Source organism: Micromonospora fiedleri (assembly GCF_016774385.1).
Taxonomy (GTDB): domain Bacteria; phylum Actinomycetota; class Actinomycetes; order Mycobacteriales; family Micromonosporaceae; genus Micromonospora; species Micromonospora gifhornensis.
In genome coordinates this window covers 1-26386 of sequence record NZ_JAETXL010000004.1, presented here as the reverse complement: position 1 = coordinate 26386, position 26386 = coordinate 1, and the positions used below count along the sequence as shown (strand labels likewise).

The 26386-nt window shown below is 70.7% G+C and carries 27 protein-coding genes and 2 pseudogenes; 14 read left to right on the top strand and 15 right to left on the bottom strand.

Features of this window, described 5'->3' with window-relative positions; all coding sequences use genetic code 11:
• Nucleotides 1-74: 74 nt before the first annotated feature.
• The 4 genes from JMF97_RS11045 to ku all read right to left on the bottom strand — a co-directional run bounded on the left by JMF97_RS11045 (nucleotide 75) and on the right by ku (nucleotide 3568).
• The gene (locus JMF97_RS11045) at nucleotides 75-728 is read right to left on the bottom strand and encodes an HAD family hydrolase (RefSeq protein ID WP_203221953.1); all 654 of its coding nucleotides are present in this window, start codon (nucleotides 726-728) and stop codon (nucleotides 75-77) included.
• 93 nt (nucleotides 729-821) lie between these two features.
• Nucleotides 822-1682: an SCO6745 family protein gene (locus JMF97_RS11040; RefSeq protein ID WP_203221952.1), complete on the bottom strand. Its 861-nt coding sequence runs from the start codon at nucleotides 1680-1682 to the stop codon at nucleotides 822-824.
• 48 nt (nucleotides 1683-1730) lie between these two features.
• Nucleotides 1731-2375, bottom strand: coding sequence for an FKBP-type peptidyl-prolyl cis-trans isomerase (locus JMF97_RS11035; RefSeq protein ID WP_203221521.1), 645 nt, complete (start codon nucleotides 2373-2375; stop codon nucleotides 1731-1733).
• Between the two features lie 173 nt (nucleotides 2376-2548).
• The gene (gene ku / locus JMF97_RS11030) at nucleotides 2549-3568 is read right to left on the bottom strand and encodes a non-homologous end joining protein Ku (RefSeq protein WP_203221520.1); all 1020 of its coding nucleotides are present in this window, start codon (nucleotides 3566-3568) and stop codon (nucleotides 2549-2551) included.
• 85 nt (nucleotides 3569-3653) lie between these two features.
• Here ku and ligD (JMF97_RS11025) point away from each other — a divergent pair, with 85 nt between their 5' ends.
• Both ligD (JMF97_RS11025) and ligD (JMF97_RS11020) read left to right on the top strand, forming a co-directional pair.
• A complete protein-coding gene (gene ligD / locus JMF97_RS11025) occupies nucleotides 3654-4595 on the top strand; it encodes a non-homologous end-joining DNA ligase (protein ID WP_203221519.1) in 942 nt (313 codons plus the stop codon).
• Nucleotides 4585-5499: a non-homologous end-joining DNA ligase gene (gene ligD, locus JMF97_RS11020; protein WP_203221518.1), complete on the top strand. Its 915-nt coding sequence runs from the start codon at nucleotides 4585-4587 to the stop codon at nucleotides 5497-5499. Before ligD (JMF97_RS11025) ends, ligD (JMF97_RS11020) begins: the two co-directional genes overlap by 11 nt.
• A 211-nt stretch (nucleotides 5500-5710) precedes the next feature.
• Here ligD (JMF97_RS11020) and JMF97_RS11015 read toward each other — a convergent pair whose 3' ends face one another.
• The 3 genes from JMF97_RS11015 to JMF97_RS11005 are packed head-to-tail and all read right to left on the bottom strand — an operon-like array spanning nucleotide 5711 to nucleotide 6477.
• On the bottom strand, nucleotides 5711-5977 hold the full coding sequence (locus JMF97_RS11015; protein ID WP_203221517.1) for a hypothetical protein: 267 nt from the start codon (nucleotides 5975-5977) through the stop codon (nucleotides 5711-5713).
• A 29-nt stretch (nucleotides 5978-6006) separates the two neighbouring features.
• Complete coding sequence (locus JMF97_RS11010) at nucleotides 6007-6219, bottom strand: hypothetical protein (protein ID WP_203221516.1); 213 nt, start codon at nucleotides 6217-6219, stop codon at nucleotides 6007-6009.
• A gap of 3 nt (nucleotides 6220-6222) precedes the next feature.
• On the bottom strand, nucleotides 6223-6477 hold the full coding sequence (locus JMF97_RS11005) for a hypothetical protein (RefSeq protein ID WP_203221515.1): 255 nt from the start codon (nucleotides 6475-6477) through the stop codon (nucleotides 6223-6225).
• Nucleotides 6478-6624: 147 nt separating this feature from the next.
• Here JMF97_RS11005 and JMF97_RS11000 point away from each other — a divergent pair, with 147 nt between their 5' ends.
• The gene (locus JMF97_RS11000; RefSeq protein WP_203221514.1) at nucleotides 6625-7377 is read left to right on the top strand and encodes a TIGR03089 family protein; all 753 of its coding nucleotides are present in this window, start codon (nucleotides 6625-6627) and stop codon (nucleotides 7375-7377) included.
• Here the strand turns inward: JMF97_RS11000 and JMF97_RS10995 are convergent.
• From JMF97_RS10995 to JMF97_RS10985, 3 genes are all read right to left on the bottom strand, one after another.
• A complete protein-coding gene (locus JMF97_RS10995; RefSeq protein ID WP_203221513.1) occupies nucleotides 7343-8563 on the bottom strand; it encodes an NUDIX hydrolase in 1221 nt (406 codons plus the stop codon). The two genes, JMF97_RS11000 and JMF97_RS10995, sit on opposite strands and share 35 nt — an antisense overlap.
• Nucleotides 8564-9137: 574 nt before the next feature.
• On the bottom strand, nucleotides 9138-9494 hold the full coding sequence (locus JMF97_RS10990; protein WP_203221512.1) for a hypothetical protein: 357 nt from the start codon (nucleotides 9492-9494) through the stop codon (nucleotides 9138-9140).
• Nucleotides 9495-9694: 200 nt separating this feature from the next.
• On the bottom strand, nucleotides 9695-11374 hold the full coding sequence (locus JMF97_RS10985; protein ID WP_203221511.1) for a DNA repair helicase XPB: 1680 nt from the start codon (nucleotides 11372-11374) through the stop codon (nucleotides 9695-9697).
• 429 nt (nucleotides 11375-11803) lie between these two features.
• Here JMF97_RS10985 and JMF97_RS10980 point away from each other — a divergent pair, with 429 nt between their 5' ends.
• A complete protein-coding gene (locus JMF97_RS10980) occupies nucleotides 11804-12043 on the top strand; it encodes a hypothetical protein (RefSeq protein ID WP_203221510.1) in 240 nt (79 codons plus the stop codon).
• 15 nt (nucleotides 12044-12058) lie between these two features.
• Here the strand turns inward: JMF97_RS10980 and JMF97_RS10975 are convergent, their stop codons facing one another.
• Nucleotides 12059-14533, bottom strand: a complete 2475-nt coding sequence (locus tag JMF97_RS10975) for a helicase-associated domain-containing protein (protein ID WP_203221509.1) — start codon at nucleotides 14531-14533, stop codon at nucleotides 12059-12061.
• Nucleotides 14534-14620: 87 nt separating this feature from the next.
• Here JMF97_RS10975 and JMF97_RS10970 point away from each other — a divergent pair, with 87 nt between their 5' ends.
• A complete protein-coding gene (locus JMF97_RS10970; protein ID WP_203221508.1) occupies nucleotides 14621-15244 on the top strand; it encodes an HAD family hydrolase in 624 nt (207 codons plus the stop codon).
• A gap of 28 nt (nucleotides 15245-15272) precedes the next feature.
• Nucleotides 15273-15659 carry a cold-shock protein gene (locus JMF97_RS10965; protein ID WP_013731110.1) on the top strand — a complete coding sequence of 129 codons (387 nt, stop codon included), beginning with the start codon at nucleotides 15273-15275 and terminating at the stop codon, nucleotides 15657-15659.
• On the opposite strand, the gene JMF97_RS10960 is transcribed toward JMF97_RS10965, so the two are convergent.
• Nucleotides 15620-16468 carry a 1,4-dihydroxy-6-naphtoate synthase gene (locus JMF97_RS10960; RefSeq protein ID WP_203221507.1) on the bottom strand — a complete coding sequence of 283 codons (849 nt, stop codon included), beginning with the start codon at nucleotides 16466-16468 and terminating at the stop codon, nucleotides 15620-15622. The two genes, JMF97_RS10965 and JMF97_RS10960, sit on opposite strands and share 40 nt — an antisense overlap.
• 559 nt (nucleotides 16469-17027) lie before the next feature.
• Between JMF97_RS10960 and JMF97_RS31980 the strand changes: the two are divergent.
• Together JMF97_RS31980 and JMF97_RS31975 are read left to right on the top strand one after the other, a co-directional pair.
• Nucleotides 17028-17213, top strand: a pseudogene (locus JMF97_RS31980) (helix-turn-helix domain-containing protein); the annotation flags it as partial.
• A 141-nt stretch (nucleotides 17214-17354) separates the two neighbouring features.
• The gene (locus JMF97_RS31975) at nucleotides 17355-17876 is read left to right on the top strand and encodes a hypothetical protein (protein ID WP_307816909.1); all 522 of its coding nucleotides are present in this window, start codon (nucleotides 17355-17357) and stop codon (nucleotides 17874-17876) included.
• Between the two features lie 9 nt (nucleotides 17877-17885).
• Here the strand turns inward: JMF97_RS31975 and JMF97_RS10950 are convergent, their stop codons facing one another.
• On the bottom strand, nucleotides 17886-18551 hold the full coding sequence (locus tag JMF97_RS10950; protein WP_203221506.1) for a futalosine hydrolase: 666 nt from the start codon (nucleotides 18549-18551) through the stop codon (nucleotides 17886-17888).
• Nucleotides 18548-20191 carry an MFS transporter gene (locus JMF97_RS10945; RefSeq protein ID WP_203221505.1) on the bottom strand — a complete coding sequence of 548 codons (1644 nt, stop codon included), beginning with the start codon at nucleotides 20189-20191 and terminating at the stop codon, nucleotides 18548-18550. The genes JMF97_RS10950 and JMF97_RS10945 overlap by 4 nt, the downstream gene beginning before the upstream one ends.
• 87 nt (nucleotides 20192-20278) lie before the next feature.
• Between JMF97_RS10945 and JMF97_RS10940 the strand changes: the two genes are divergently transcribed.
• A complete protein-coding gene (locus tag JMF97_RS10940) occupies nucleotides 20279-21115 on the top strand; it encodes a DUF3027 domain-containing protein (RefSeq protein WP_203221504.1) in 837 nt (278 codons plus the stop codon).
• A 33-nt stretch (nucleotides 21116-21148) separates the two neighbouring features.
• Here the strand turns inward: JMF97_RS10940 and JMF97_RS10935 are convergent, their stop codons facing one another.
• Nucleotides 21149-21391, bottom strand: a complete 243-nt coding sequence (locus tag JMF97_RS10935; protein ID WP_013731115.1) for a DUF2530 domain-containing protein — start codon at nucleotides 21389-21391, stop codon at nucleotides 21149-21151.
• A gap of 91 nt (nucleotides 21392-21482) precedes the next feature.
• On the opposite strand from JMF97_RS10935, the gene JMF97_RS10930 reads away from it, so the two are divergent.
• The 5 genes and pseudogenes from JMF97_RS10930 to thpR all read left to right on the top strand — a co-directional run.
• On the top strand, nucleotides 21483-22958 hold the full coding sequence (locus tag JMF97_RS10930; RefSeq protein ID WP_203221503.1) for an NCS2 family permease: 1476 nt from the start codon (nucleotides 21483-21485) through the stop codon (nucleotides 22956-22958).
• A gap of 106 nt (nucleotides 22959-23064) precedes the next feature.
• Entirely contained in the window at nucleotides 23065-23514 is a 450-nt protein-coding gene (locus JMF97_RS10925; RefSeq protein WP_043719449.1) for a MarR family winged helix-turn-helix transcriptional regulator, read from the top strand.
• A gap of 78 nt (nucleotides 23515-23592) precedes the next feature.
• Nucleotides 23593-24870, top strand: coding sequence for an MFS transporter (locus JMF97_RS10920; protein ID WP_203221502.1), 1278 nt, complete (start codon nucleotides 23593-23595; stop codon nucleotides 24868-24870).
• A gap of 90 nt (nucleotides 24871-24960) precedes the next feature.
• Entirely contained in the window at nucleotides 24961-25464 is a 504-nt protein-coding gene (locus JMF97_RS10915; protein ID WP_203221501.1) for a hypothetical protein, read from the top strand.
• A gap of 175 nt (nucleotides 25465-25639) precedes the next feature.
• Nucleotides 25640-26179: pseudogene (gene thpR / locus JMF97_RS10910) on the top strand (RNA 2',3'-cyclic phosphodiesterase); the annotation flags it as partial.
• Between the last annotated feature and the right edge of the window lie 207 nt (nucleotides 26180-26386).

The following is a 26386-nucleotide window of genomic DNA, read 5'->3' as shown; positions in this document are numbered from 1 at the left end:
TCCCCTCCCGCCCGGCCCGCTGGCGGGCGTCCTGTCACCGACCGTAGGCGGGCCGGGGGTCGGGCGGTGGCCGTTCAGGCCAGCCGGTCCACCACCTGCGGGGTCAGCTCGTCGATCGAACCCAGCACCGTCGCCGCCAGCTGTTGCGCGTCCGGATCCAGCGGGTACGAACCGTGTGGCACCGCCACCACAGTCATTCCCGCGGCGGCGGCCGACCGCACCCCGTTGGAGGAGTCCTCCACCGCCACGCACCGCGTCGGGTCCACCCCGAGTTGCCGGGCGACCGTCAGGTAGACGTCCGGGGCCGGCTTGCCGCGCTCGGTCTGCTCGGTCGACAACGTGGCCTGGAACTCGTCGGTCAGGTCGGTGGCGGCCAGCGCCGCCGCGATCAGCCGGGTCGGGGACGAACTCGCCAACCCCAGCGGCCACCGCGCGGCCAGCCGGCGTACCACCTGGTCGGCCCCGTCGATCACCGGTACGCGCTGCGCGTACCGCTGGGCCATCTCCTCGACCACCTCGGCGGCGACCTGCTCGGCGCTCCGGCGTACGCCCAGTTCCCCGCTGAGGTACCGGGCCCACTCCCCGGTGCTCATCCCCATCAACCGCCGCTGCGTGTCGCCCTGCCACGTCCCCCCGTGCGCCGCCACGTACGCCCGTCGCACCTCCTCCCACACCGGCTCCGAATCCACGATCACACCATCAAGGTCGAAAACCACCGCTCCCACCATCACCTCCCCATCCTCCCCCACCCACCCGCAGACCCAAGTTGATCAAGAGGTTCTGGTCGGCGGGAGCGCCACGTCTCGACCGAAACCTCTTGATCAGCGCTGCTGGGGGGTGGGGAGGCCGATGGGGTTGGTGGAGGGGATCACCTGGTGGGCGGCGTGGGCTATGGGGAGGAGGAGGGTGTGCAGGCGGGTGAGGGTTCTGGGGGTGAGGGGATGCCAGGGGCGGGCGGCGGCGGTGTCGGTGGCGGATTCGATGGACTGGAAGGCTGCTTGGCCCTCGGGGGTGGGGGTGGCAGAAGGCGGGGTGGTGGGGGGTTGGTCGGGAGCGGGGGTTAGCCAGTGGCGGGTGGTCAGGCGGGATTGGGCCTGTGCCCACTCGTGGTCGGACCAGCCTCGGCCCTGCAGGGACTGGGCCGGCATTCCGTTCGCCACCCGCCAGGCCAGCGTCTCGATCGGGTCGAGGTCGGCGGCGACCAGCGCGGCCACATGCCCGTCGCCGCGATGCTCACGGAGCGTCGTCGCCGCCTGCCAGAGGCGGGCCAGCGGATAGTCGCCGCGCGGCAGGGCGGCGTTGGCCGCGCCGAGCACCCGACCGGGGGCCGTACCGACCCCCTCGGCGGCGGCTTCGAGCAGCTCTGCGGTCTCCGCCAGGTGCCGCTCGGGCAGCTCGTACGTCAGCTCGGCGAGCGCCTGCACCGCACCGGTCAGCCGGGCCCGCAGCGCCTGCTCCGGGTCGGCCAACTGCCAGATCGACGGCAGGGCACGGGCAACCATGTGCGGAGCGAAGGTGTAGAAGGCGGCGACCACCGGCGCCGGACCGACCGCCCCCAGCGGCGCGGCCCGGCCCGCGAAATAGCCACGCCAGTACCCGCGCAGCCCGACCGCCTCGTACGCGGCCCGGGCGCGCGGGTGGAAATAGGTGACGGCGTGCACCGGCTCGAAACAGGTCCACATCAACCGGGCAACCTGTGCCGGGTCGTCCCACGCCGTCACCGGCAACCCCTACTGGGCGGCGAGGACGTCGACCACGAAGCGCAGCGGGCCGCCCGGACGTCCACCGCCACCGTCGCCGTACGCCTGCTCGGCCGGGATGTCCAGCTGCACCCGGCTGCCCACGGTCACCCCGACCAGGCCCCGGTCCCAGCCCTCGATGACCTGTCCGACGCCGATCGGGAAGGTGGCCGGCTCACCGCGGCTCCACGAGGAGTCGAACTCCTCGCCGTTCTCGTAGAACACCCCGATGTAGTTGGTGGTGATCTGCTGACCCGCCTCGACCTTCGGGCCGGTGCCCTCGATCAGCGGAGTCACGGTGAGCTTGGTCAGCTCGCCCTCGCCGGCCTTGACCTCCGGCTTGGTCCCCAGCGCCGGGTCGGCCCCCTCCGGCAGCTGCGGGGCGGGCGGCGCGTCCTGCGGCGCACCCTGCGTCGGCGTGGCCGACGGCTCACCGGCGACCTGGTCGGGTGCGTCGTCACCGCGCTGACCGATCATCACGAACACGGTGATCAGCACCGCGACCACGGCTACCGCCGCGAACGCACCGGCCCAGGCCTGCTTGCGGCGTTTGGCCTCGGCTGCCTTCTGTTCGGCCAACTGTTCGGCCAAGCGCCGCCGTGCCTTGCTTTCCTGCCCGCCCGCGTGCTCGCTCACGTCCTCGACTCCCTGCGCAGAGGTGGATGCGTCCGGCCACGGACGCCGTCGCCGACACACGGTACCTGGTGGCCGGCGCAGTTCCGACGGTCGATCGTGACCAGTGGGACCGCAGAGGGCCGTTGGGACTCATGTGGGGGTTGCGGGCCGCACAGATCACGGCCGGAGGCGGGTCACGCGGTCTTGCGGGCAGCCTTCTTCGGAGCGGCCTTCTTGGCGGCCTTCTTCTCCGCCGCCTTGGGCGCGGCCTTCTTCGTACCCTCGGTCTTCTTGGCGGCCTCGGCCTTCTTCGGGGCGGCCTTCCTGGTGGCCGCCTTCTTCGCCGGGGCCTTGGCCGCCGCCTTCTTCTGCTGGGCGGAACGCGCCGAGGTGATCGGGGTCGGCTCGCCGGCGCCACCACCGGCCGGCGCCTCGCCCCGGGCCGCGCGGGCCCGCTCGACCGACGCCTTGAGCGCGGCCATCAGGTCGACGGCGGCGGCCGGAGCCTCCTCGGCCTCCTCCGGCTGCACCACCTCACGGCCCTCCACCTTGGCGTCGATGACCTCCTGCAACGCCGCGCGATAGTCGTCGGTGAACTCGTCCGGATGGAAGTCACCGGCCATCGAGTCGATCAAAGAGGTGGCCATGGCCAGCTCCGGCGGGCGGATCTTCAGGTCCTCGTCGAGGAAGCCGAAGTCCGGCTTACGGATCTCGTCCGGCCAGAGCATCGTGTTCAGCAGCAGCACGCCGTCGCGGACCCGCAGGGTGGCCAACTGCTCCCGCTGACGCAGCGCCACCTTGACGATCGCCACCCGCTCCGAGTCGGTCAGGGCGTCGCGCAGCAGCAGGTACGGCTTGGTCGCGGTGCCCTCCGGCTCCAGGAAGTACGCCTTGTTGTAGAGGATCGGGTCGACCTGCTCGGCCGGTACGAACTCCAGCACGTCGATCGCGTGCGAGGTGGTCAACGGCAGGTCGGCGAAGTCGGAGTCGGTGAGGATGACCATCTCCCCGCCGCCGATGTCGTAGCCCTTGGCGATGTCGTCGTAGCTGACCTCCTCGCCGCAGACCTGACAGGTGCGCTTGTACCGGATCCGTCCGCCGTCCTCCCGATGCACCTGGTGGAACCGGATGTCCTTCTCCTCGGTCGCGGAGTACAGCTTCACCCCGATCGAGACCAGGCCGAACGACACGGCTCCCTTCCAGATGGCCCGCATCCCGTACTCCCTTCGCCGGTATCGACCATGCTCGCACCCGAGCGAACGTGACGCGAGGTGTTCGGCCTGGTACTACAGTCGGATGGTGCCCGGCGCGCCGCTCAGACCGATGCTCGCGATGACCGGGCAACTCCCGGTCGGTGCCGGCTGGGCGTACGAGTTCAAGTGGGACGGCGTACGCGCCCTGGCCGACATCACCGCTGGTCGACAGCACCTGTACGCCCGTTCCGGTGTGGAGATCACCACCGCCTACCCGGAACTGATCACGCTCGCCGAGCAGGTCGACGACGCGCTGCTCGACGGTGAGGTGGTCCTCTTCGACCAGGCGGGGCGCCCGTCATTCACCGCACTCGCGGAGAGGATGCACGTGCGGGACCGGGCGAAGGCGGCCCGGCTGGCGGCCACCGTCCCCGTCACGTACATGATCTTCGACCTGCTCCGGTTGCGGGGCGAGGACCTGACCGGCTGGCCGTACGCCCGCCGCCGGGAGGCCCTCGACGACCTGGGCCTGGGTGCGGCGCGGTGGGCGGTGCCACCGGTCTTCTTCGACGGCGCGGCCACCTACTCCGCCGCCGGTGAGCACGGTCTGGAGGGGGTGATGGCCAAGCGGGTCGACTCGACCTACCGACCCGGGGTGCGCTCACCGGACTGGGTCAAGGTCAAACTGGAGGTGACCGGCGACTTCGTGGTCGGTGGCTGGCGGCCCGGTGCTCGCAAGATCGGTGGCCTGCTGGTCGGGGTGCCCGGTGCCGACGGACGGCTCACCTACCGGGGTCGGGTCGGCGGCGGCATCGGCGCGGCCATCGAACGGGAACTGCTGCGCGAGCTGGAGCCGCTGCGCACTCCCACCTCGCCGTTCGCCGCCGGAGTGCCGCGCGAGGATGCCCGGGGCGCGATCTGGGTAACCCCACAGGTGGTGGTGGAGGTGAAGTACGGCCAGCGCACCCCGGACGGGCGGCTGCGGTTCCCCCGGATCCTGCGACTGCGCCCGGACAAGCCCGCCGAGGAGGTCGACGATGCCAGCTGACCGGTTCCGGGTCGAGGTCGAGGGCCGCACCCTGGAGCTGTCCAACCTGGACAAGGTGCTCTACCCGCAGGCCGGCTTCACCAAGGGCGAGGTGATCGACTACTACACCCGGATCGCCCCGGTGCTGCTGCCGCACCTGGCCGACCGGGCGCTGACCCGGATCCGCTACCCGAACGGGGTGGACGGCAACTCGTTCTTCGAGAAGAACGCCCCCGCCGCAACCCCTTCCTGGGTACGCACCGAGAACCTGCCCGCCCCCGGATCGAGCAAGGGCCGGGAGACCATCGACTACGTGGTCGCCGACGACCTGCCCACCCTGGTCTGGCTGGCCAACCTCGCCGCACTGGAACTGCACACCCCGCAGTGGAAGGTCGGCGAACACCCCGACCTGATGGTGGTCGACCTTGACCCGGGCGCCCCGGCATCGCTGAAGCAGTGCTGCCAGGTGGCGCTGCTGCTGCGCGACCGGCTCGCCGCCGACGGGGTGGACGCCTACCCGAAGACCTCCGGCAAGAAGGGCATGCAACTGAGCTGCCCGATCGCCGGTACGCAGTCCTCCGACGACGTGTCGGGCTACGCCCGACGGATCGCGCAGGAGTTGGAACGTGAACACCCGAAGCTGATCGTGTCGAAGATGGCGAAGAACCTTCGGCCCAGCAAGATCTTCATCGACTGGAGCCAGAACAACGCGGCGAAGACGACTGTCGCGCCGTACTCGCTGCGCGCCCAGCCGGTGCCGTCCGTCTCCGCGCCGCTGACCTGGGACGAGGTCGCCGCCGGTGCGGCCGGTAAACGACCGTCGGCACGGCCGTACACCGCCGGCGAGGTGCTCAAGCGGGTCGACGAACACGGCGACCTGCTCGCCCCCCTGCTCGACCTCGGCCCCGCCCTGCCCGAGCGGTAAGGAAGGGCACCTTATTAACGCCTCCGGTAGAGGAAGGGTCCCCTGTTAACACCTCCGGCGGAGCCGCGCCGCTCAACGTGTGCCCCCGCGACAGTGGACAACACGTGCGTCTGCCCCCAACCGGCGCGCCCGGACCAGCGGATAAGCACCGCCATCAGCCCGGCGCCGACGATCACCGTCACGGCGAAGGCGATCCAGCCGGACAGCATGCTCACGCCGATGTAGCTGACCAGGGCCAGCCCCCGGCAAGGACAGGTCGTGGCGCGTCCACTCCAGGGCCAGGCGCCGGGCGACGCCGCCAGCGGGGCAGGGCGGCCAGCACGATCAGGGCGAGCACCACCGTCGCCGCCCCGACGAGCTGGCCGGGGCTGGCCAGGAAACCCTTGCGGCCACTGTCGTCGGCGAAGACGAGCAGGCTGCCCAACACGTAGAGGACGCCCACCACGACCAGGCCGGGTGCCCGCAACCACAGCCGCAAGCGGCGGGCCGGGGAGAGGTACGACTCGACTATCGCGATCGGCAGGAGATGCTCAACGCCACATGGTTGCCGAGGAAGCTGACCGCCTCCTGGGCGCTGATCCCCAGCACCGGGATGCGGGTCTGATCCGCCGCGCTGATCTCGGCGAACTCGGTGTCGGCGAGGAAGTCGGGGTTGAACAGCGACTGGTCGACCAGCCCCGCCTGGAGCACACCGAAGGCCAATCCGAGCAGCACGATCATCGGCTATCCGCCGCCCGTACGCCGGGCCGTCTCACGGATCAGGATCGCGGCGCCGCCGTACATCGGGGCCAGCACGACCACGACGAGCAGCATGTCCGTCCCGGCGAACCCGCCCCACGAACACTCGGCCGCCCAGGGGGCGAGCAGCGCAAGCGCCACGACCGGCACGAGGCGCCGCCACACCGGTCCCCGGGGATCGGGGGCCTCGCCGTGATCCGCCTGCCCGACACCTGCCTGCTGCTGCCCCGCGTGCGTCATGGTTCGACTGTCCCGCCACGATGGGGCACGGCACCAGTGCCGATGGTTTACCCCCGCCATCGACCATCGGTCAGCCGAGGCGTACCGGTGTCACCCCGGGCGGGGCGGTCTGGACAGGTCGGGGCTGGTAAGAGTAGGACGTACGGTATGTCTGCCACGCTGCCCGTGCTGTCCGCTGCCGGTCTCGCCGAGCGGGAGCAGCCGCTGATCACCTACCTCGACCACCGGACCGGGCACCGTCACCAGCTGACCGCCGCCGAGTTGGGCGAGTGGTCGGCGCGGGCCGCCGGCCTGCTGCGGGACGGCTGCGGCCTGACGCCGGGCAGTCGGGTGGCGGTGCTGCTGCCGCCGCACTGGCGTACCGCCGCGGTTCTGCTGGGCGCCTGGGCGGTCGGACTGGAGGTGTCGTTCCGGCCGCGCGCCACCGCCGGGCTGCCGGTGCTCGAACCCGGCGGCGACCGACCGTACGACGCGGTCCTGGTCACCCCGGAACGGCTCGACGACTGGCTGGAGGACGTACCGGACGGGCTGCACCGCTACCTCGTCGGCACCACCCCGGAACCCCTGGCCGAGGTGCCGACCGGCTGGCTCGACTGGTCGACCGAGGTGCTGCGGCACGACGCCGCCCCGACCGACCGCCCTCTGCTGCACGCCACCGACCCGGTTAGCCCGGACGGCACCACCTACCACCAGTGGGGTGGGCTGGCGCGGGAACTGGCCGACAGCTGGGACCTGCGGGTAGGTGACCGCCTGATGGTCGACGTCGCCGAGCACGACCTGCCACTGAAATGGCTGCTCGCGCCCCTGTCGGCCGGTGCCTCGGTACTGCTCTGCGCCAACCTCGACCCCGCCGACCTGGACGCGGTCATCGCCGCCGAGCATCCGACCCGGGTGCTTTGAAGACAGGGTGATCAGCGGCTCGGGAACCATGAGAGTCTTCGGCGGTACTACCGGGTGTGACGCCATGGCGCGGTGCAGGTATTAGCAGTCCTGCGCTTCGCATAGGTGGGTGGAGAACCTTAGCGGACCCTTTTCGGTAAAGCTCGGCGGCAGGGCCGCGTGCTCCGCCTCGTCGGGCGCCAGCGCGTTCAACGAAACCCGAGGCAAGAACCTTGCGGCGAAAATTGCTCGGGTCAATCGGTGCTCCCCATACTGCCTCGTAAACCTGGCATAGCTCGCGCAAGGTGAAAGTCGGACCGCAGAAGTCTGCGGCGACAGTGGTGTGCTCCAGTAGATTGCGTGCGCGCTGGACGCCGTCTTTGAGGATCTTGCTGTGGTCGAAGGCTAGGCGGTCGAAGAGTGAGGGCTCAACCTCCACCCAGTCGGCGCTCCGGGCATCCGTGGCGGCAGCGGGGACGGGAAGGTTTGGCGCTATAGCTAGGAAAGCAGTAGAGATGATTCGGCGCGGACGTGGGTCGCGCCTTATTCCGGAGTACGTGTGCAGTTGTTCGAAGGGTAGCAGGGAGGCATCAATTCCTGTTTCTTCCTTTAGTTCGCGCCAAGCCGCGTCTTCGAGTGACTCTCCAGCCCGCATGAATCCGCCGGGGAGCGCCAGTTTTCCCTTGAACGGATCGGTGGCTCGGGTTACTAGCAATACCTGGAGCCGCTGCTCGCGAACGGTGAGTACCACCAGGTCGGCGGTGATCTGAGCGATCTGGCGCGACCGGTGATGGACTATGCTTCCCGTTTGTATCCGTTCCACGAGTTTGTGTGGACTGAGGATGTTGTGAGAGGGCACGGAGACAGGCAGGTCCACAGGCGGGCAGGAGAAGTAAAGGGGAATGTCTCGGTCAATGACACTGCCTAGCTCGTAGGAGGTAGTGCGTCCAATGTATCCACTGGGAGCAACCACGTAGACAAGGTCAGAGGAAAGAATTTTGCGTAGTGTCGCTGCCTGGATCTCGTGGTCGGCCGACTCCGGGCTATCTCCCTCGAATCGAACGAAGTCGGCTCCTGGATTGATGATCCGCGAGATAGTCGGTGATAGTACGGTTAGGCCCGCAGCGGTAAATAACCTGGCCGCTTCCACAACTTCTGGGTAGCTTCGCCGGAAGCTTCCAATGATTGATATCTTCACGCTTCTCATCGTCGCTGGCTCCGTCCGTTCCGGCGTCGCTTTGGAGGTGGCCCCTTCCGGCCCAACTGGCGCGTTAATTCTGCGGCCGCGAATCCTGTGCCCGTGATCACCATCGCGATGACCGCAGGATCGTGGTCGAGCAACAGCATTAGTACCGCTAGGCCGAACGTGAGGACAAGCGCAACGATGATAGTCGAGTCAGAGTGCCGGGGCGGAATCTTGGCTGGCGTCATGACTCGATGCTGACATTCACCACTGTGCTGGTAGTTGCCGGTGCATGGTCACGGTGACCCTGTTAGCGCGTTCTCGCAGGTCCGCAGGATATCTACCTCCTGGTCAGAATGACTGCGTTGGTGGTCAGCAATAGCTCCGACCGGAGCCACTTGCGCAGCGAGGTGGTACGAATGACAACGATGCCGGCCCCGGGAACTGCCCGAGGTCGGCGTCGTCGCCTCAGTCGGTCGTCAGCGGCGGCCGAAGACCTTTGCGCTGGGGTCGAGGCGGAGCAGTGCCGTCTCGCCGGTCGCGTCCTGTACGCCGTCGTTGTCGGTGATCGCGTACACCTGGCCGTTGCCGGCCACGGTCAGACCTTCCAACTTCTCCTGCGTCCAGCCGTTGTCGGCCCGCGGTGCGGGGGTGGCTTCCTCGTCCTGCTCGTTCTCGATGGCGATCGCCGCGTACCGCTTGTCGGCGCTGATCGCGATCGAGTCGGGCTGACCGCCGAGATCTCGGCCACCGTCTCGGTGGCCGGGTCCTCACCCGCCGGACGGTTCTGGAACACCGGGTAGGTGGCGACGCGGTCGAAGCTCTTGGCCGGGCCGTGGTGGTGGCCGGCGTGCTGGTGGGGCTGCGCTCCGGCGTGGGCCGTGCCGGTGATGGCGAGGGCGGCGACGGTCGCGCCCGCCACCGCCAGCACGGGCAACGTCTTTTTGCTGGTCACTGGTCCTCCGTCTGTGCAGACACGGGACGGAGGCTGGCAGCCGCGACCGAGCACCGCCTGACGCACGCATGAACGACGGACGAACATCCCCGGCGGGAGGTCGTGTCCAGCAGAGATCGACACCGTTTCGGCGTTACGGCGGCATCCAGGCCGCCCTGATACCGCCACAACGCCGAAACGGCGCCCTGCCAGCGAGCCGGTCAGTCGAAGGTGGGGAGGGTGGGGCCGAGGACGTCGTCGGCGTCGACGATGGTGTACGCGTACCCCTGCTCGGCGAGGAAGCGCTGGCGGTGGGCGGCGTACTCGGTGTCGATGGTGTCGCGGGAGACGACCGTGTAGAAGTGTGCCTGCCGGCCGTCGGCCTTGGGTCGCAGCACCCGGCCCAGCCGTTGCGCCTCCTCCTGCCGGGAGCCGAAGGTGCCCGACACCTGGATCGCCACCGCCGCCTCCGGCAGGTCGATGGAGAAGTTCCCCACCTTCGAGATCACCAGGGTACGGACCTCGCCTGAACGGAACGCGTCGAAGAGCCGCTCCCGTTCCTTGTTGGTGGTCGACCCCTGCACGATCGGTGCGTCCAGATATTCGCCCAGCTGGTGCAGTTGGTCGATGTACGCGCCGATGACCAGGGTCTGCTCGTCCGGATGCCGGTCGACAAGTGCCTTCACCACCGGCAGCTTGGTGCGGGCGGTGGCCGCCATCCGGTAACGCTCCTCGGCCTCGGCGGTCGCGTACGACATCCGCTCGGCGTCGGTCAGGGTGACCCGTACCTCGGTGCACTGGGCCGGGGCGATCCAGCCCTGCGACTCGATGTCCTTCCAGGGCGCGTCGTAGCGCTTCGGGCCGATCAGGCTGAACACGTCACCCTCCCGGCCGTCCTCGCGGACCAGGGTGGCGGTCAGCCCGAGCCGCCGACGGGCCTGGAGGTCCGCGGTGAAGCGGAAGATCGGCGCGGGTAGCAGGTGCACCTCGTCGTAGACGACCAGGCCCCAGTCGCGGGCACCGAACAGGTCCAGGTGGGTGAACGCGCCGCCGCGACGCGAGGTCAGCACCTGGTACGTGGCGATGGTGACCGGCCGGATCTCCTTGCGCTCGCCGGAGTACTCGCCGATCTCCTCCTCGGTCAGCGAGGTGCGGGCGATCAGCTCGCGCTTCCACTGTCGACCGGCGACCGTGTTGGTGACCAGGATCAGGGTGGTCGCCTTCGCCTCGGCCATCGCCGCCGCACCGACGAGCGTCTTGCCGGCGCCGCAGGGCAGCACCACCACGCCCGAGCCGCCGGCCCAGAACGCCTCCACCGCCTCCCGCTGGTACGACCGCAGTGTGAACGGCTTACCACCGTCCTTGCCGGACTCGGCCAGCTCGATCGGATGCGCCTCGCCGTCGACGTACCCGGCGAGGTCCTCCGCCGGCCAGCCGAGCTTGAGCAGGGCCTGCTTGAGTCGGCCGCGTTCGGACGGGTGCACGGCGATGGTGTCGTCGTCGAGTTTGGCGCCGAGCATCCCGGCGAGCTTCTTGCTCTTGGCCACCTCGATCAGCACCACCCGGTCCAGGGCGCGCAGCACCAGCCCGTGCACCGGGTCGTTGGCGAGTTGCAGCCGGCCGTACCGGTCCATGGTCTCGGCCACGTCGACCAGCAGGGCGTGCGGCACCGGGTAACGGGAGTACTTGATCAGGGCGTCCACCACGCCCTCGGCGTCGTGGCCGGCGGCGCGGGCGTTCCACAGCCCGAGCGGGGTCAGCCGGTAGGTGTGCACGTGCTCGGGGGAGCGTTCCAGCTCGGCGAAGGGCGCGATGGCCATCCGGCAGGCCTGCGCGTCGGGGTGGTCGATCTCCAGCAGCAGCGTCTTGTCCGACTGTACGATCAGGGGTCCACCGCTCACACCGAATCTCCTCCTCCGTACGGCCGACCGGGTCGGCACGGTAGGTGCCTGACCTGCCACCGGGCGACCATCCAGTGTTACACGCAGAAACCGGCACGAAGAATGCGTACGCGGGCAGCAACCTTTTCCGATCGGAACTGCGTCTTGCTACTGGGGAGACGACTCTCGTGACCGGTCGGTCACTCGTCTTCCAGGTCGGCGCGGTGCGTGCGCGTTCGATCCGCGATCAGGCGGGCCAGGAAGCGGGGGCCCTTGCCGCCGTCGCGGACAAGCCAACGGGGGCGAGCGGCACGCCCGCGCCGACCTTATGCCGGATTTCGCGCACTCGTCGATGGGTAGAAGCCGCCGGGGCTGGTCGGCGCGGTGCTGGCCGGTTGCCGCCCGGGATGACACTCTGGGATGACAGGCCGGACCGTACGGGGAGGGCAGATGTCCGTTGACCAGGAACTGATCCTTGAACGCGACAAGGCCGAGTCCGCGGAACCCGTCTCCACCGCGACCGTGGTGGCGTACGCGGTCGTCGGGGCGCTGCTGTTCGGCTGGTTCCTGTTCGGCTGGCTCGTACTCCAGCAGGGCTTCATCGATTCGGTCGGCGAAGCCGCCGGCACCGGCTCCGCCCTGCTGCTGATCGTGGCGATCGTCGGTTCGGTGCGACGCAGCCGGCGCTGACCAGCGCGCCGGAGGTCACTTCTCCAGCACCGCCGCGGTGATCCGGTGCAGCGCGAAGGTGTGCAGCATCTCCGTCCGCTCGTCCTCGGCGCGCAGGTAGCCGGCACCGAGGGAGACCGGGCGGACCAGCCGGGATGCGGTCGCCCCGTGCGCGTCGACGTAGCCGACCCAGACCAGCGCCTTGTCGCGGATCGCCTGTTGCAGCACGGCCAGGGCGTCGGCGTGACTGTGTGCGGGGGCCGGGCCGGTCGAGGCTGCGGATCCGCGTACCGCGGCGGGAGCCCGCCGGGCCGCCCGGGCCGTCGCATCGCCCCGACGGATTTGCTCGACCACCCCGAGCAGGCGGGGCAGCGGCAGGCGCGGGGTGGTGAGCGGGTCGAGGGCCCGGGTGGCGACCGACACCCGCGCGGCGGCCCGTCGGGCCTTGGCCCGGGTCAGTACGGCCGTGCCGGTGGCGTCCTCGGCGACCGGCGCATAGCCGGCCTCCCGCAGCACCGCCAGCATCCGGCCGCTCTGGTACGGGGTGACCAGCACCGTCGGCGCGAGTCGACGCAGCGTCAACTCCTCGACCCGCCGGTCGGCCAGCAACTCGGTGAGCAACGCCTCGTCGTCGCTGCGCAGGTAGGCCCCGGCGGAACCGACCCGCAGCCCACCGTGCCGGCGGGCCACGTCGTCGACCAGGTACGTCAACCCCTGCGGGATCGGGGTACGGGAGCGGCGGCGGAACAGCGTGTGCAGGTCTTCGGCCGAGTAGCCGGCGTCCAGGGCCCGACGCACGCTGCCCGAGGTCACCCGGTACACGCTGGCCCCACCGGCGGACTCGGGTTCGGCGACCGCGTCCAGTTCGGCGGCGAGCGCCGGCTCCGCCGGCCCAGGTACCACCACGGTCAGGTCGGCCTGCACCAGGAAGTGATCCACCGGGGCGGGCAGCAGGCCGTCCAGCACCCGTACCGCGGTGCCACCGGCGTCCTCGCTCTCGGTGCGCAGGCCGAGCGGGTCGTCGCTGTCCCGCTCCTCGGTCGCCGTCGCCTCGGCCAGCAGCAGCCGCCCGTACGAGGTGAGCGCCCCCAGCCCCGTCACGCCCAGCGTGGCCGCCTCGGCGAGCACCTCCCGGTGGGCGGCCTCCCGGCCCCGGCTGCGGCGCGGGGCCCGCCAGTCGAGCAGCGCCAGCACCTCGTCGACGGTGGGTGCGGCGGCCGGTTCCAGGTCGGCGAGCACGCCGAGTACCGCCCGTCGGGCGGCCGGCGCACCGGCCCGTTCCGCCTCGGCGGAGAACACCGTGATCGGCCGGTCCCGGTCATCACGCTGGCCGATGAGCCCCACCTGGCGGGTCATGGTCAGCCAGGCGCGGGCCAACTGCTCCCAGCGTTGGGCCAGCGAACCGGCCCGCCACAGCTCGTACCCGGCGGTGGGCAGCACCTGCTGGTCCGCGCCGTACCGGCCGGCGCTGCCGGACAGCTCCATCTCGCCGGCCAGCCCGGCTGCGTACGCCACCTCCAGCAGCAGCGCCGCCGTCGGTTCGTCCAGCCCGGTGACGCGGGCCAGCCGCCGCAGGTCACGGACGCCGATGCCGCCGGAGCGCAGCACCGGGGCCGGTTCGGCGGCCAACTGCTCCAGCAGCGCCTCGGTGTGGCGTACCACCTCCATGGTCTGCCCGGCCCCGGCGGAGTCGACGGCCTTCGGCTCGCGTGGCGTGCTGGCCACCGGCGGCGGGCCGGCGCTCAGCGGACCCAGCGGGCCGGTGTCGCGGCGCAGCAGCAACCCGATCTCGCGGGGCAACTCGACCATGCCGCTGGTGCCGCCCTTGCCGCCGGCGACCCGCACCAGCAGTCGGTGATCGACCAGCCAGCGGACCGGGGAACCGGTGGGTGCGCCGCCGTTGGTCTCGTCGGGGGGCAGATCGTCGTCGCTGCCGGTCGCCGGGGCCTGCAACGCGCCGGGCGGCACGCTGCCGACCGGTGGCCCGGCCGCCAGCCGGTCCAGGATCGCCCGCGCCGACGGCGGTGCGGCCAGCAGGGTCCGGCGCAGCTTCGCCGGGTCCGCGCAGAGTACGGCCGTGCGCGAGTCCAGCTCCGCCGCCGGTCGGCCGAGCCCCGCCGGGTACGGGGATATCTCGTCGATGCCGCCGACGAGCTGCAACTGGTGGTCGGGGCCGTACACCAGGAAGCGCGCCCGCAGCCGGTCGACGGCGGCCCGGACGGAGGTGGGCGCGGGTGGGTGGGGGCCGGTGGTGGCCAGGGCGAGGACAGCGTCGACCGAGGTGGTGCCGTCGACCGGATCACGGGTCAACCGGGCGGCATCCATGATCTGGAGGGTGAACTGGTCCAGCCCGTCCAGGGCACGCGACACCGAAACCCGTGACTGGGCCCGGATGGCGAGCGCGGCGACGTCGGCGGGTACCGGCACGACGAGGTCGGGCCGCAGTTGCAGCAGCGCGGCCAGGGACTCGTCGGGCAGCGCCCGCAGGTGGTCGGCGAGTGAGGTGCTCATCGTCGTTCCACGCTAGCCCGGCCGGGCCGGGTTGCGCCCACCGGACGACCGGGCTGCCCTGGGGGTCGACCGGGTAGCTTTCCCAGGATGCCCCTTCTGACAGTCGGGTTCGACCTCGACATGACCCTGGTCGACTCCCGTCCCGGCATCGCCGCGACCTATCGCGCGCTGACCGCGCAGACCGGTGTCTCCGTCGACGCGGAGGCGGCGGTGTCCCGGCTCGGTCCGCCACTGCGCACCGAGATCGCCCGCTGGTTCCCGTCCGATCAGGTCGACGAGGCGGTCCGCATCTTCCGGGAGCTCTACCCGGCGTACGCGATCACGCCGACGGTGCCGTTGCCCGGCGCCCGGGCGGCCCTGGACACGGTACGCGAGCGCGGCGGGCGGGTGGTCGTGGTCACGTCGAAGCTCGGTCGGTTGGCCAGGCTGCACCTGGACCATCTCGGGATGGCCGTGGACGAGCTGGCCGGCGACCTGTTCGCCGAGGAAAAGGCGGCGGCGCTGCGCGAGCACGGTGCGACATACTATGTCGGCGATCACGTGGCGGACATGGTGGCCGCCAAGGCTGCGGCCGTGCCCGGAATCGCGGTCGCGACCGGCCCGTGTTCCGTCGATGAGCTGCGGGCGGCCGGCGCCGCGGCGGTGCTGCCCGATCTCACCGGATTCCCGGCGGCACTCGACGGCATGATCCGGCTAGCCTTGACGCAGTAGACGTCTCAAGCGAAGCAGGGGATTTCAGGTGCCTACGGGTCGAGTGAAGTGGTACGACGCGACCAAGGGATACGGGTTCGTCACCAGTGACGAGGGTGGCGACGTGTTCCTGCCAAAGGCCGCGCTACCGGCGGGTGTCACCGACCTGAAGGGCGGCCAGCGCATCGACTTCAGTGTGGTCGACAGCCGGCGCGGCACGCAGGCGATGGGTGTCAAGCTGCTGGAGGCCCCGCCGTCCGTGGCGGAGCTGCGCCGCCGTCCGGCCGAGGAGCTGCACGGCCTGGTCGAAGACATGATCAAGGTGCTGGAGGCGAAGGTCCAGCCGGACCTGCGCCGGGGGCGTTTCCCGGATCGCAAGACGGCCCAGAAGATCGCTCAACTGGTCCACGCGGTCGCCCGCGAGCTGGAGGTCTGAGGCACGAGCCCGGCGTCGGCGGCCCGGCCGAGCAGCGCCTCGACGGCAGCGAACCCGGCGGATCCCAGGTCGGCGGTGAATTCGTTGACGTAGAGGCCGATGTGCCGGTCCACCACGCCGGGCTCCATCTCCTGGGCGTGCTCCAGCACGTACGCCCGACTGGCCGCTGGGTCGGCCCAGGCTTGCCGGACCGACTCCCGGATCCAGCCGGCGGCCTGCTGCGGGTCGACCACGCCGCGTCGGGCCAGGATGGCCCCGAGCGGGATCGGCAGGCCGGTGTCGCCTTCCCACCACTCGCCCAGGTCGACAAGCGCGGTCAGCCCGTGGCGCGGGTAGGTGAAGCGGGCCTCGTGGATCACCAGCCCGGCGTCGTACCGCCCAGCGGCGACGCCGGGCATGATCTCGTGGAACGGCACCACCTCGATGCGCCGGGGCGTCCGGCCGGCCGCCCAGAGCCGGAAGAGCAGGTACGCCGTGGTCCGGTCGCCGGGCACCGCCACGGTGGCGTCGCGCAGGTCGGTGCGGTCCGGCCCGCCGTCGCGATCCGCCCGGGTCAGCACCAGCGGCCCGCAGCCACGCCCCAGCGCACCGCCGCAGGGCAGCAGGTGGTAGTCGTCCAGCAGCCACGGCAACGCCGCGTAGCTCACCTTCACCAGGTCGAACGCGCCGCGCTCGGCCGCCGTGTTCGTCACGTCCACGTCGGCGTACGTCACCTCGACCGCCGGTGCCCCGGGCACCTGCCCGTGCACCAGGGCGTGAAAGACGAACGTGTCGTTGGGGCAGGGCGAGATCGCCATCGAGAGCGCCACGCCCTAACCGTATCCCCGCCCCGTCCGGCGACACCGTGCGGTCGGCACCGCACCCTGCCCAGGTCACACCCCACCGCCGCAACAACCCGACCCTGAGCCCTCCGGGTCCGCCGAGCCAGCGGCCGGCGTCTAGACGTGGCGTACGCGGTGGGGATTGAAGGGCCTGTCGCGGCGGGACCATGTCAGATACGGCCCCTGTCGAGCTGAGAGCAGCAACGGATCACCCATCCCGATGCCCGTCTTGGCAACCTCTGCGTCAGGAGTGCAGATGATGCGTCAGGAATGGCGATGATCATTCATTCCGTCGGGATGGTTGTCGCTGCGCCGGTGCCATGGAGCGTCGCTGAGGTTCTGCTGGACCAGTCTGCGGCGATAGCGCAGACGGTTCAGCTCGACAGGGGGCCTGGGGGACACCCTCGGTCCTGCCGACGCACCCTGCTGGACCGGTTCGCGCTGCTGGGTGCAGGCGTTCCCCAACGGCTTCCGGTTATCCACAGGGTTGTCCACAGGTGGACGATCGGGGTTGAGTGGTCTGGGGCGGAGCGGAAGCATCGATGGCATGGGGGACGAGTCGGGTGCTGAGGGTTTGGCTGATCTGGGTTCGATGCTGCGGTCGCTGCGTCGGCAGGCCGACCTGAGCCAGCGCGAGCTGGCCGGGTTGTCCGGCGTGCCGCAGTCAACCGTGGCGCGCATCGAGTCGGGACAGAGCACCGATCCTCGGTTCCAGACCGTGCATCGGCTCATCCGAGCGGCTGGCGGGAGGTTGCGACTTGCCAGCGCAAATGATGCTGCCTCTTCCTGCCGATGCGAAGACGCCCGCCGCGAGGTGTTCCAGGACGACACTCGACGTGACGAGGCGGGTCGGCGATATCCGGCGCACCTGGACGTGCGGAAGGTTCGGAGGCTGAAGGACTGGCCGGGCGCCTGGTGGGCCTACTCGTACACCCTTCCGCCCGACCGGTGGCCGTTGCGGGTACCCGAGGTCACGTACGACCTGAATCGTGGTCGTCGGGACGAGCGGCGCCTACGGGAGCGGATTCGTGACTCGGTGCGGATTCGACGGGTCACCGACGGTGTGCCGGACGGGTGCTGGCGTCTGCTGGCCGAGCTGCCCGACGGGGACATCGTCGGCGAACTGCGCGCTCATGAACGCAGCCTGGACCTGCTGGTCGGTGAGGACTGGGGCGACCAGCGTGAGGTCGTGCTGGACGGAGTGCTGGTGACGCCGGGGCTACGGCTACTCGGCCTCGGTCGCCGGCTGGTGACTCGGCTGGCCGAGGAGACCCGTCTTGCGGGTCCGTCCGCAGTGTGCGCCACGGCGGAGTTCGGTGGCGTCGATTTCCTGCTGGCCTGTGGATATCAACTCGATGGGACTCGGCCGGCCACACTTCGTCTGCGGCAGCCCTGATCGGCCCGGTCAGCCTTGGGCGACGGCGGCAACCGCGACGGCGGCGGTGGTCAGGGCGGCCAGGGCGTCGGACAGGCGCCAGGCCTCCCGGTCGCGGGGGCCGATCGGGTTCGAGATGGTACGCAGTTCGGCGAAGGGGACCCCGGCCTGACTGGCGGCGACGGCCACCCCGTACCCCTCCATGGCCTCGGCCACTGCGTCCGGGTACCGCCGCCGCAGAGTCTCGGTGCTGGCCGTGGTGCCGGTCACCGTGTTGACCGTCAGCACCGCGCCGACCGTGGCCGAGGGCAGCGCCGTACGCAGGCTGGCCAGCAGCTCCGGGTCGGCGGACACGGTCGGGCCGCCGCCGAGCAGGGCGGGCGGCATCCCCAGCTCGTCGATGGGGAGGAAACCGTCCGGGGACTCCGCGCCCAGGTCGGCGGCGACGGCCCGGGTGCCGAGCACCACCCCGCCGACCGGTACCTGGTCGGCGAAGCCGCCGGCCACCCCCGCGCTGATCACTGCACGGTACGGCCGACCGGCGGCCTCGGCGAAGGCCAGCAGTCGGCCGGTGGCGGCTGCGGCGACAGCCGCTCCCACCCCGACCGGGACCACCGCGATCGTCGGGTCGTCCAGGCCGGCCTGGATCGCCTCGGCCTCGGCGGGTACGGCGGTGACCACCAGCAGGTCGGTCACGAGACCGACCCGGGTGAGTTGCTGCGCGTCTCGTCCTCACCGCCGGTGCCGGTGACCGCCGAGGAGGGCCGGTAGATGTGGAAGCCCGGGGGTGCCAGGTCCGGCTCCTCGGGGGCGGTAGCCCCCTGGGCGGGAGCGGGGGAGGTGGGGGCGTTGTCCTCGGTCTCCTCGGCGGCCTTGCGGTCCCGGTCGGCCTGCTCCTTGGCAGCCCGGGCGTCGGCGTCCCGCTCCGTGGCCTTGAGTTCCTCGTCGGTCAGCGGCCGGCCACAGAGCCGCTCGGCGCGCAACCGGTGCGCCATCAGCAGCCCCCGTGCGGCGGCCAGCACCCCGACCCCGGCGGTGACGGCGATACCGATCCGACCATGGAACGGTACGAGTCCCAGCCCGCCGCCGGCCACGAAGGCGAGCATCAACACCGTCTCCGAGTGGGCGAAGGAACTGGCCCGGAGCCGTTCCGGGATGCGTTCCTGGATCGAGGCGTCCACGGCGAGCTTCGCGATGCCGCTCATCATCGCGGCGACCACGCAGAGCAGGGTGACCATCAGCAGGGAGAAGTACAACGTGGCGAGGACGGCCACCCCGGCCACGATGATCATGCTGCTGGACTGGAGCGCGGTCGGCCGGTGGATGCGTAGTCGGGTGCCGAGCGCGGTGGCCAGGAAGGTGCCGACGGCCAGTGCCCCGCCGACCAGGCCCAGCGCACCCTTGTCACCCAGGTCGCGGCCGAACAGCACAGTGGTCAGGTCACCGGCCTTGATGGTGAAGGCCAGGAAGAGCAGCAGGAAGCCGTAGAGCGCGCGTAGCGTCGCCGCCCCGACCAGGTTCGAGATCACCAGGCGGCCGGCGGGACGTCCTCGCCCCAGCGGGCGGTCGCCGGTGGCTCGTCGCAGGGCCCGCAACGGTCGGGGCACCCGCTCGGGTGGTTCGGAGTCGGCCCTGGGCGGCAGCCGCAGGGCGATCACCATGCCGACCAGGAAGATGACCGAGGCGACCCGTAACGGCCACTGCGCCCCGAACCAGAACGCGGCCAGGCCGATCGGCGCGACCAGGGCACCGGCGACCGTGCCGTACACGCTGGCTCGGGCGCCGACCTGGGACAGGCCGAGCCCTTCGGGCAGGAGCCGGGGGACCGCCGCGGAACGGGCCACCCCGTACGCCCGGGACAGCGCCAGCACCCCGAAGGCCGCCGGATAGAGCCCGAAGCCGTGGATGTAGTCGGAGATCATCCAGGCCAGGAACGCCCGGCCGAGCATGGTCGTCGCCAGGGCGTACCGCCGGCCGTGCCGGAAGTGGTCGAGCAGTGGCCCGACCACCGGGGCGAGCATGGCGAACGGCACCATGGTCACCAGCAGGTAGAGGGCGACCTTGCTGCGAGCCTCGCCGAGCGGGACGTTGAAGAAGATCGTGCCGGCCAGGCCGATGGCGATCAGGGTGTCCCCGGCGCAGGAGACCGCGTGCAGATCGAACATGCGGACCATGCCGGTCTCGCCGCCGGCACCCCGGGCCCGGGCGCGGGCGGCGCTGCGTGTCACCCAGCGGCCACCGTTGACCGAACCGCGGAACAGCAGCCGAATGGCACGGATGCCGGTGCCGACGGTCCGCCCCAGGAGGGACCGCTCGGAGTGGGAGGACAGCGGCATGGCACCCATCCTGACCTATCGTCTGGCCGGATGCCGCACCACTGTCGGAGAACACCTCTGGGGAGTGCCTCACGGTCGACCCCACCCATGGGGAACAATGGTTGGGTGACCAGGCCTGTCTCCGCCCGCGCCGCTCGTCTCGATCAGGTCTGCGCCGCCGCCGTCGAGGTGGCGCGTGCCGGCATTACCGAGGTGGACGCCACCGAAGTCGGTGAGCACCTCCAGGCTGTCGCCGAGGGCGATCGGCTCGTCACCCACTACTTCGAATGCCTGCTGGCCGGCTATCGCGGCTGGCGGTGGGCGGTCACCGTGACCCGGGTGCCGCGCAGCCGTACCGTGACGATCTGCGAGACCGTGCTGCTGCCCGGGCCGGACGCGCTGCTCGCGCCCGGCTGGCTGCCGTGGCAGGAGCGGCTCAAGCCCGGTGATCTCGGCCCGGGTGATCTGCTGCCCACGCCCCCGGACGACGAGCGGCTCGCCCCCGGCTACCTGCTCTCCGACGACCCGGCGGTGGAGGAGACCGCCTGGGAGTTGGGTCTGGGCCGGGCCCGGGTGCTGTCGCGGGAGGGGCGGACCGAGGCGGCCCAGCGCTGGTACGACGGCGACCACGGCCCCTCTGCGCCGATCTCCACCTCCGCCCCGGCCGCCGCGCGATGCGGCACCTGCGGTTTCTACCTCCCGCTCGCCGGGCAGTTGCGGCAGTGCTTCGGCGTCTGCGGCAACTTCTACGCCCCGGACGACGGCCGGGTGGTCAGCACCGACCACGGCTGTGGCGCGCACTCGGAGACGCTTGTCGAGGCCGAGACGGCGGTGGAAGAGGTGCCCGCCGTCTACGACGACAGCGCGGTGGAGCCGATGTCGGTCTCCCGGGCACCGGGATCTGTCGAGTCGGGCGAGCCTGCGGAGCCGTACGGCCACTCCTGATCAACCTCGGTCGGCCCTCCGGCCGGGTGGTGGTCAGTTGGCGGCGCGGCGGCGGCGTCGGTGGGCGTCGTGCCGCATCATCACGGCCAGACCGGGGAAGCCCCACAGAAAACCGGCAAGGCAGATCCAGAGCCAGTCCTCGTGCCCGCTCGCGGCCAGCCGGTCCCGGAAGAGGAGCAGCACCAGCCCGGCCACCGCCCACGCGACAATGCCGGCCAGCGCGAACGGCACCATCGGCGGATCGAGTGGCTCAGGTCGCGGCTGCTGCTTCGGCACCTGCTCAGAGTACGCGACGCAACTTCCTCCGACCGCCTGCCATCTGGGACGATGCGCGCGACGACCTGATCATTCGCTGTGAGGTTTCCTGATGTCAGTAGCGCCGCTCGACAACACACCGCCCGACCCCGGCCGGACGGTCAACCGCTTCGACCGGTACTTCGAGGTCACCGCGCGTGGCTCGACGATGACCCGCGAGCTACGGGGTGGTCTGGCCACCTTCTTCACGATGGCGTACATCGTGGTGCTCAACCCGCTCATCCTCGGTGGTGCCGTCGACGGTGACGGCAAGGCCCTCGCGATTCCGGCGATCGCCGCGGCCACCGCGCTGGTCGCCGGCCTGATGACGATCCTGATGGGCGTGGTCGGCCGGTTCCCGCTGGCCGTCGCCGCCGGCCTCGGCGTCAACGCCCTGGTGGCGTACGAGATCGCGCCGCAGATGACCTGGGCCGACGCCATGGGCCTGGTGGTGATCGAGGGTGTGATCATCGCGGTGCTGGTGCTGACCGGCCTGCGTACCGCCGTGTTCCGCTCGGTGCCGACCCAGATGAAGACGGCCATCGGCGTCGGCATCGGCCTGTTCCTGACCATTATCGGTCTGGTCGACGCCGGTTTCGTCCGCCGCATCCCGGACGCGGCGAACAGCACCGTGCCGCTCGGTCTGGGCATCGGCGGCAAGCTGGCAAGCTGGCCGACGCTGGTCTTCGTGCTGGGTCTGCTGCTGACCCTGGTGCTGGTGGTACGCCGGGTCAAGGGCGCGATCCTGATCGGCATCTTCGCCTCGACGGCGCTGGCCATGGTGGTGGAGGCGCTCGGCAACGTCGGCCCCTCCTTCGTCAACGGTGTGCCGAACCCGAAGGGTTGGTCGCTGAACGTCCCGACCCTGCCCAGCAACCCCGTCGACCTGCCGGATCTGTCGCTGCTCGGTCAGTTCAACGTGCTCGGCTCCTGGGAGCGGGCCGGCTGGCTGGTCGTGCTGATGTTCATCTTCACCCTGCTGGTCACCGACTTCTTCGACACCATGGGCACGATGGTCGCGGTCGGGCAGGAAGGCAGCATGCTCGACGAGCAGGGCACCCCGCCGCGGGCGAAGGAGATCCTGCTGGTCGACTCGATCGGTGCGGCGGCCGGTGGTGCGGCGAGCGTCTCCAGCAACACGGCGTACATCGAAAGTGCCGCCGGTGTCGCGGAGGGTGCCCGGACCGGCGTGGCGAACCTGGTCACCGGCGCGCTGTTCCTGCTGGCCATGTTCCTGGCCCCGCTGGTGGTGGTCGTGCCGTTCGAGGCGGCGTCCGTCGCGCTGGTGGTGGTCGGCTTCCTGATGATGACCGCGGTACGGACCATCGACTGGTCCGACTACGAGATCGCGATCCCGGCGTTCCTCACCATCGTGTTGATGCCGTTCACCTACTCGATCTCCAACGGCATCGGTGCCGGCCTGATCACCTACGTGGTGATCAAGCTGGCCAAGGGCAAGGCCCGTGAGGTCCACCCGTTGCTGTACGCGGTGGCGGCACTGTTCGTGGTGTACTTCCTGCGCGGTCCCATCGAGGCGCTGGTGTTCTGACGTTCCGCACCCGGGCCAGGTGTGATTCGCTCACACCTGGCCCGGGTCGGGTGAGAGTGGTCATATTCGCTGCGGTCCGGCGAGCTCATTAGTTAGGCTAACTATCGTGACGGAGCGGACGGTGACGGCGCAGAGCATGCCACCGGCGCAGCTGGCCCATCAGCTGCGTGATGCGATCACCCGGCTCAACCGGCGGGTCCGCCAGGCCCGGCCGGTAGGTGACCTGACGGTCACCCAGTTGTCCGCGCTCACCAGCATCCGGCTGGGTGGAGCGCTCACGCCGCGGGAACTCGCCGACGTCGAACGGGTGCAGCCACCGACGATGACCAAGATCGTCGCGAAGCTGGAGGAGCGCGGCCTCGTGCAGCGCACCCCTCACCCGACCGACGGCCGGCAGGTGATCCTCGCGGTGACCGCGGGGGGCCAGGCCGTGCTCGACCAGTTCGAGCGGGTCCGAGATGAATGGCTGGCCCGCCGGCTGACCGAGCTGAGCGATGCCGACCGGGAGACTCTGCAACACGCCGCAGAGATTCTCCAGCAGATCTCCCGCGCCTGACGCCGCACACCCGAGTGTGCTTCGCGCCGCGCCGTCCGTTGTCGACGACGCGTACCACCGCGAGGAGGCGCACAGAGAGTGCAGGCACGGTTGAGCACGATGTTCCAGTCCTTACAGGTCCGCAACTACCGGCTTTTCGCATCCGGGCAACTGGTCAAACTGATCGGCGTCTGGATGATGTTCATTGCCCAGGACTGGCTGGTCCTCGAGCTTTCCGACGACTCGGCCACCGCGCTCGGTGTGGTGGTCGCGCTTCAGTTCACCCCCGTACTGCTGCTCACGCTGATCTCCGGCCGGCTCGCCGACCGGTACGACAAGCGGATGCTGCTCTTCGTCGCCAACGCCTTCTGGACGGTGCTGTCGCTGGCGATGAGCGTGCTGGTCGTCACCGGTCTGGTCCAGCTCTGGCACGTCTTCGTCTTCGCCGCCCTGCTCGGCGTGGCCAACGCGGTGGAAACCCCCGTCCGGCAGGCGTTCGTCTCCGAACTGGTCGGCACCCGGCTGCTCCCCAACGCGCTCTCGCTCAACGCGGCCGTGTTCAACTCCGCCCGGATCGTCGGACCGGCCGTCGCCGGCCTGGCCATCGCGGCGTTCGACGTCGGGCCGGTCTTCATGGTCACCGCGCTCAGCTCGATCGCACCCCTGGTCACCGTGATCCAGATGCGGTCGTCCGAGCTGTACCGCCCCCCGCTGCCCCCGCGTGAGGAACGGGCCGCCGCCACCGTGATGGACGGACTGCGGTACGTGGGCCGACGTCCCGACCTGCTGCTGCCGATGGTGGTGATGTCGGTGATCGGGATGGCGCTGTTCAACTTCCAGCTCACCCTGGCGGCGCTGGCGAAGACCGTGTTCGACACCGGCGCGGCCTCGTTCGGCCTGTTCAGCACCACCCTCGCGGTCGGTGCGCTGGCCGGTGCACTGGCAGGTACGGGCCGGCGTAGCCGCCCGTCCGTCTGGCTGGTGCTCGGTGCCGCGATCGCCTGCGCCGTCTTCGGCACCCTCGTCGGGCTCGCGCCGACCTACTGGACGGTCGTGGCGCTGCTGCCGCCGACCGGCTTCTTCATGGTCTACTTCGCCCAGGCTGCCAACCAGCGGGTCCAGCTCGGCACCGACGCCGCGTTCCGCGGCCGGGTGATGGCGCTGTGGGTGCTGGTGTTCCTGGGCACCAACCCGATCGGCGCGCCGCTGGTGGGTTGGGTCGCGGAGACCTTCGGTGCCGGCGTCAGCATCTGGGCCGGCGGCCTGGTCTCCCTCGCCACCGCCCTGCTCGCGCTGGCCTGGCAGCTGCGCCGCGATGGCGCCCGGGTACGGTTCCGGGTCCTGCCGATGCCTCGCTTCTACGTCACCGAGGCCTGAGCGGGTCACCACGGCCGGAGCGGCCCGCGCCGGGACGTCAGATACTGAAAATCAGCAACGTGACGCTCCATGACGGCATAGCTTCGTTGGGTGGAGTTCCTGCGCTTGCTGCTGCTGTCCCTGGCGCTGGCCGCCGTGGTCTGCGTACCGGCGCTGATCGCCCTCGTGGTCTGTGCCGACGAGGTCCTCGACCGCGTCACCTGCCGCTTCGCCGAATGGCGGGAACGGGGACGGGAACGGCGCCTGATCGCCCGGCTGAATCAGGCGGTGGCCGTCGAGGATCTCGCCGACCCGGACGCCCTCGACGCCCTCGACCGGCCCGACCGGCGTCCGTTGGAGCAACTCGCGGCGGACCTGCGCTGCCTGCGTCGGGACCGGGTCGGTGGTGCGGCAGTGGTGTGGCACAGCAGCGTCCTCGACGCGTACGACGACCGGCTCCGGTTGGCGTGCCGGGCGCTGGGCATCACCGAACACCTGGCCGAGTTGACCGGCATCGACCAGCAGATCGAACGGGTCCGGATCGAAGGCGAACTGGACGCCGCCGGCCTGCGCCTACCGGCCATCCGACCCGGCCAACACCAGCGCCACTCCTGAACGGTGTGGGTGAATACTCAACCTGAGCGGGGTGCGGGTGGAGGCTCAACCTTGAACGGTGCGGGTGGAGGCTCAGCTCCTGAACGGGTGCGGGTGGATGCTCACGTCGGTCGGTGTTCGCCGACGCCGCTGCGGTCGGTCGTCGCGTTCCCGTCCTAGCTGACATCCTGCGTCGATGCGACTCTTCATCGCGGTCTATCCGCCTGCCGAAGCGATCAGGCACCTGTTCAGCGAGGTCGCCGGGCTGCGGCTCAGCGCGGCGGCAGCCGCCGGAACGAACGTACGGCTGGCCGACCCCGGTAAGGCCCACCTCACGCTCGCCTTTCTCGGCGAGGTCGATCCCACCCGGTTGACCGCCGTGCAGCAGGCCCTACGACTCGCCGTGGCCACGGCTGGTGGCGGCCCGCCGTCCATGCTGCGGCTGGGTGGCGGTGGCCGATTCGGGCAGGGCCGCAGCACCGTACTCTGGGTCGACGTGCACGGCGACGTCGATCGTCTGGCGGCGCTGGCCGGAGAGGTCCGCGGCGGACTGGCCGCGATCGGGGTGCCCAGCGACGACAAGCCGTTCCGCCCGCACCTGACCATCGCCCGCCCCGGCGACCGGATGCCACCCCACGACGTCGAAGCCGACCTGGCCGTACTCGACAACTACCTCGGTCCACCCTGGCCAGCCACCGAACTGACGCTGGTCCACAGCCACCCCGGCCCCCCCCCCCCCCCACCCCCCCCCCCCCCCCCCCCGATTGTTAAAAAACAAAAGGAGCCGTCCCCCCGCCCCCCCCCCGGCCAGCCGGTCCCGGCACGGAGCCGCCCCCGGCCCGGCACCGCCCCCGCGCACAATCCGCGCCACCCCGCAGCGCCACCCCCGCGACACAGTCGCGCAGGGCCCCGCCACACAGGAACAGGCTCCTGTAGGGTAGCC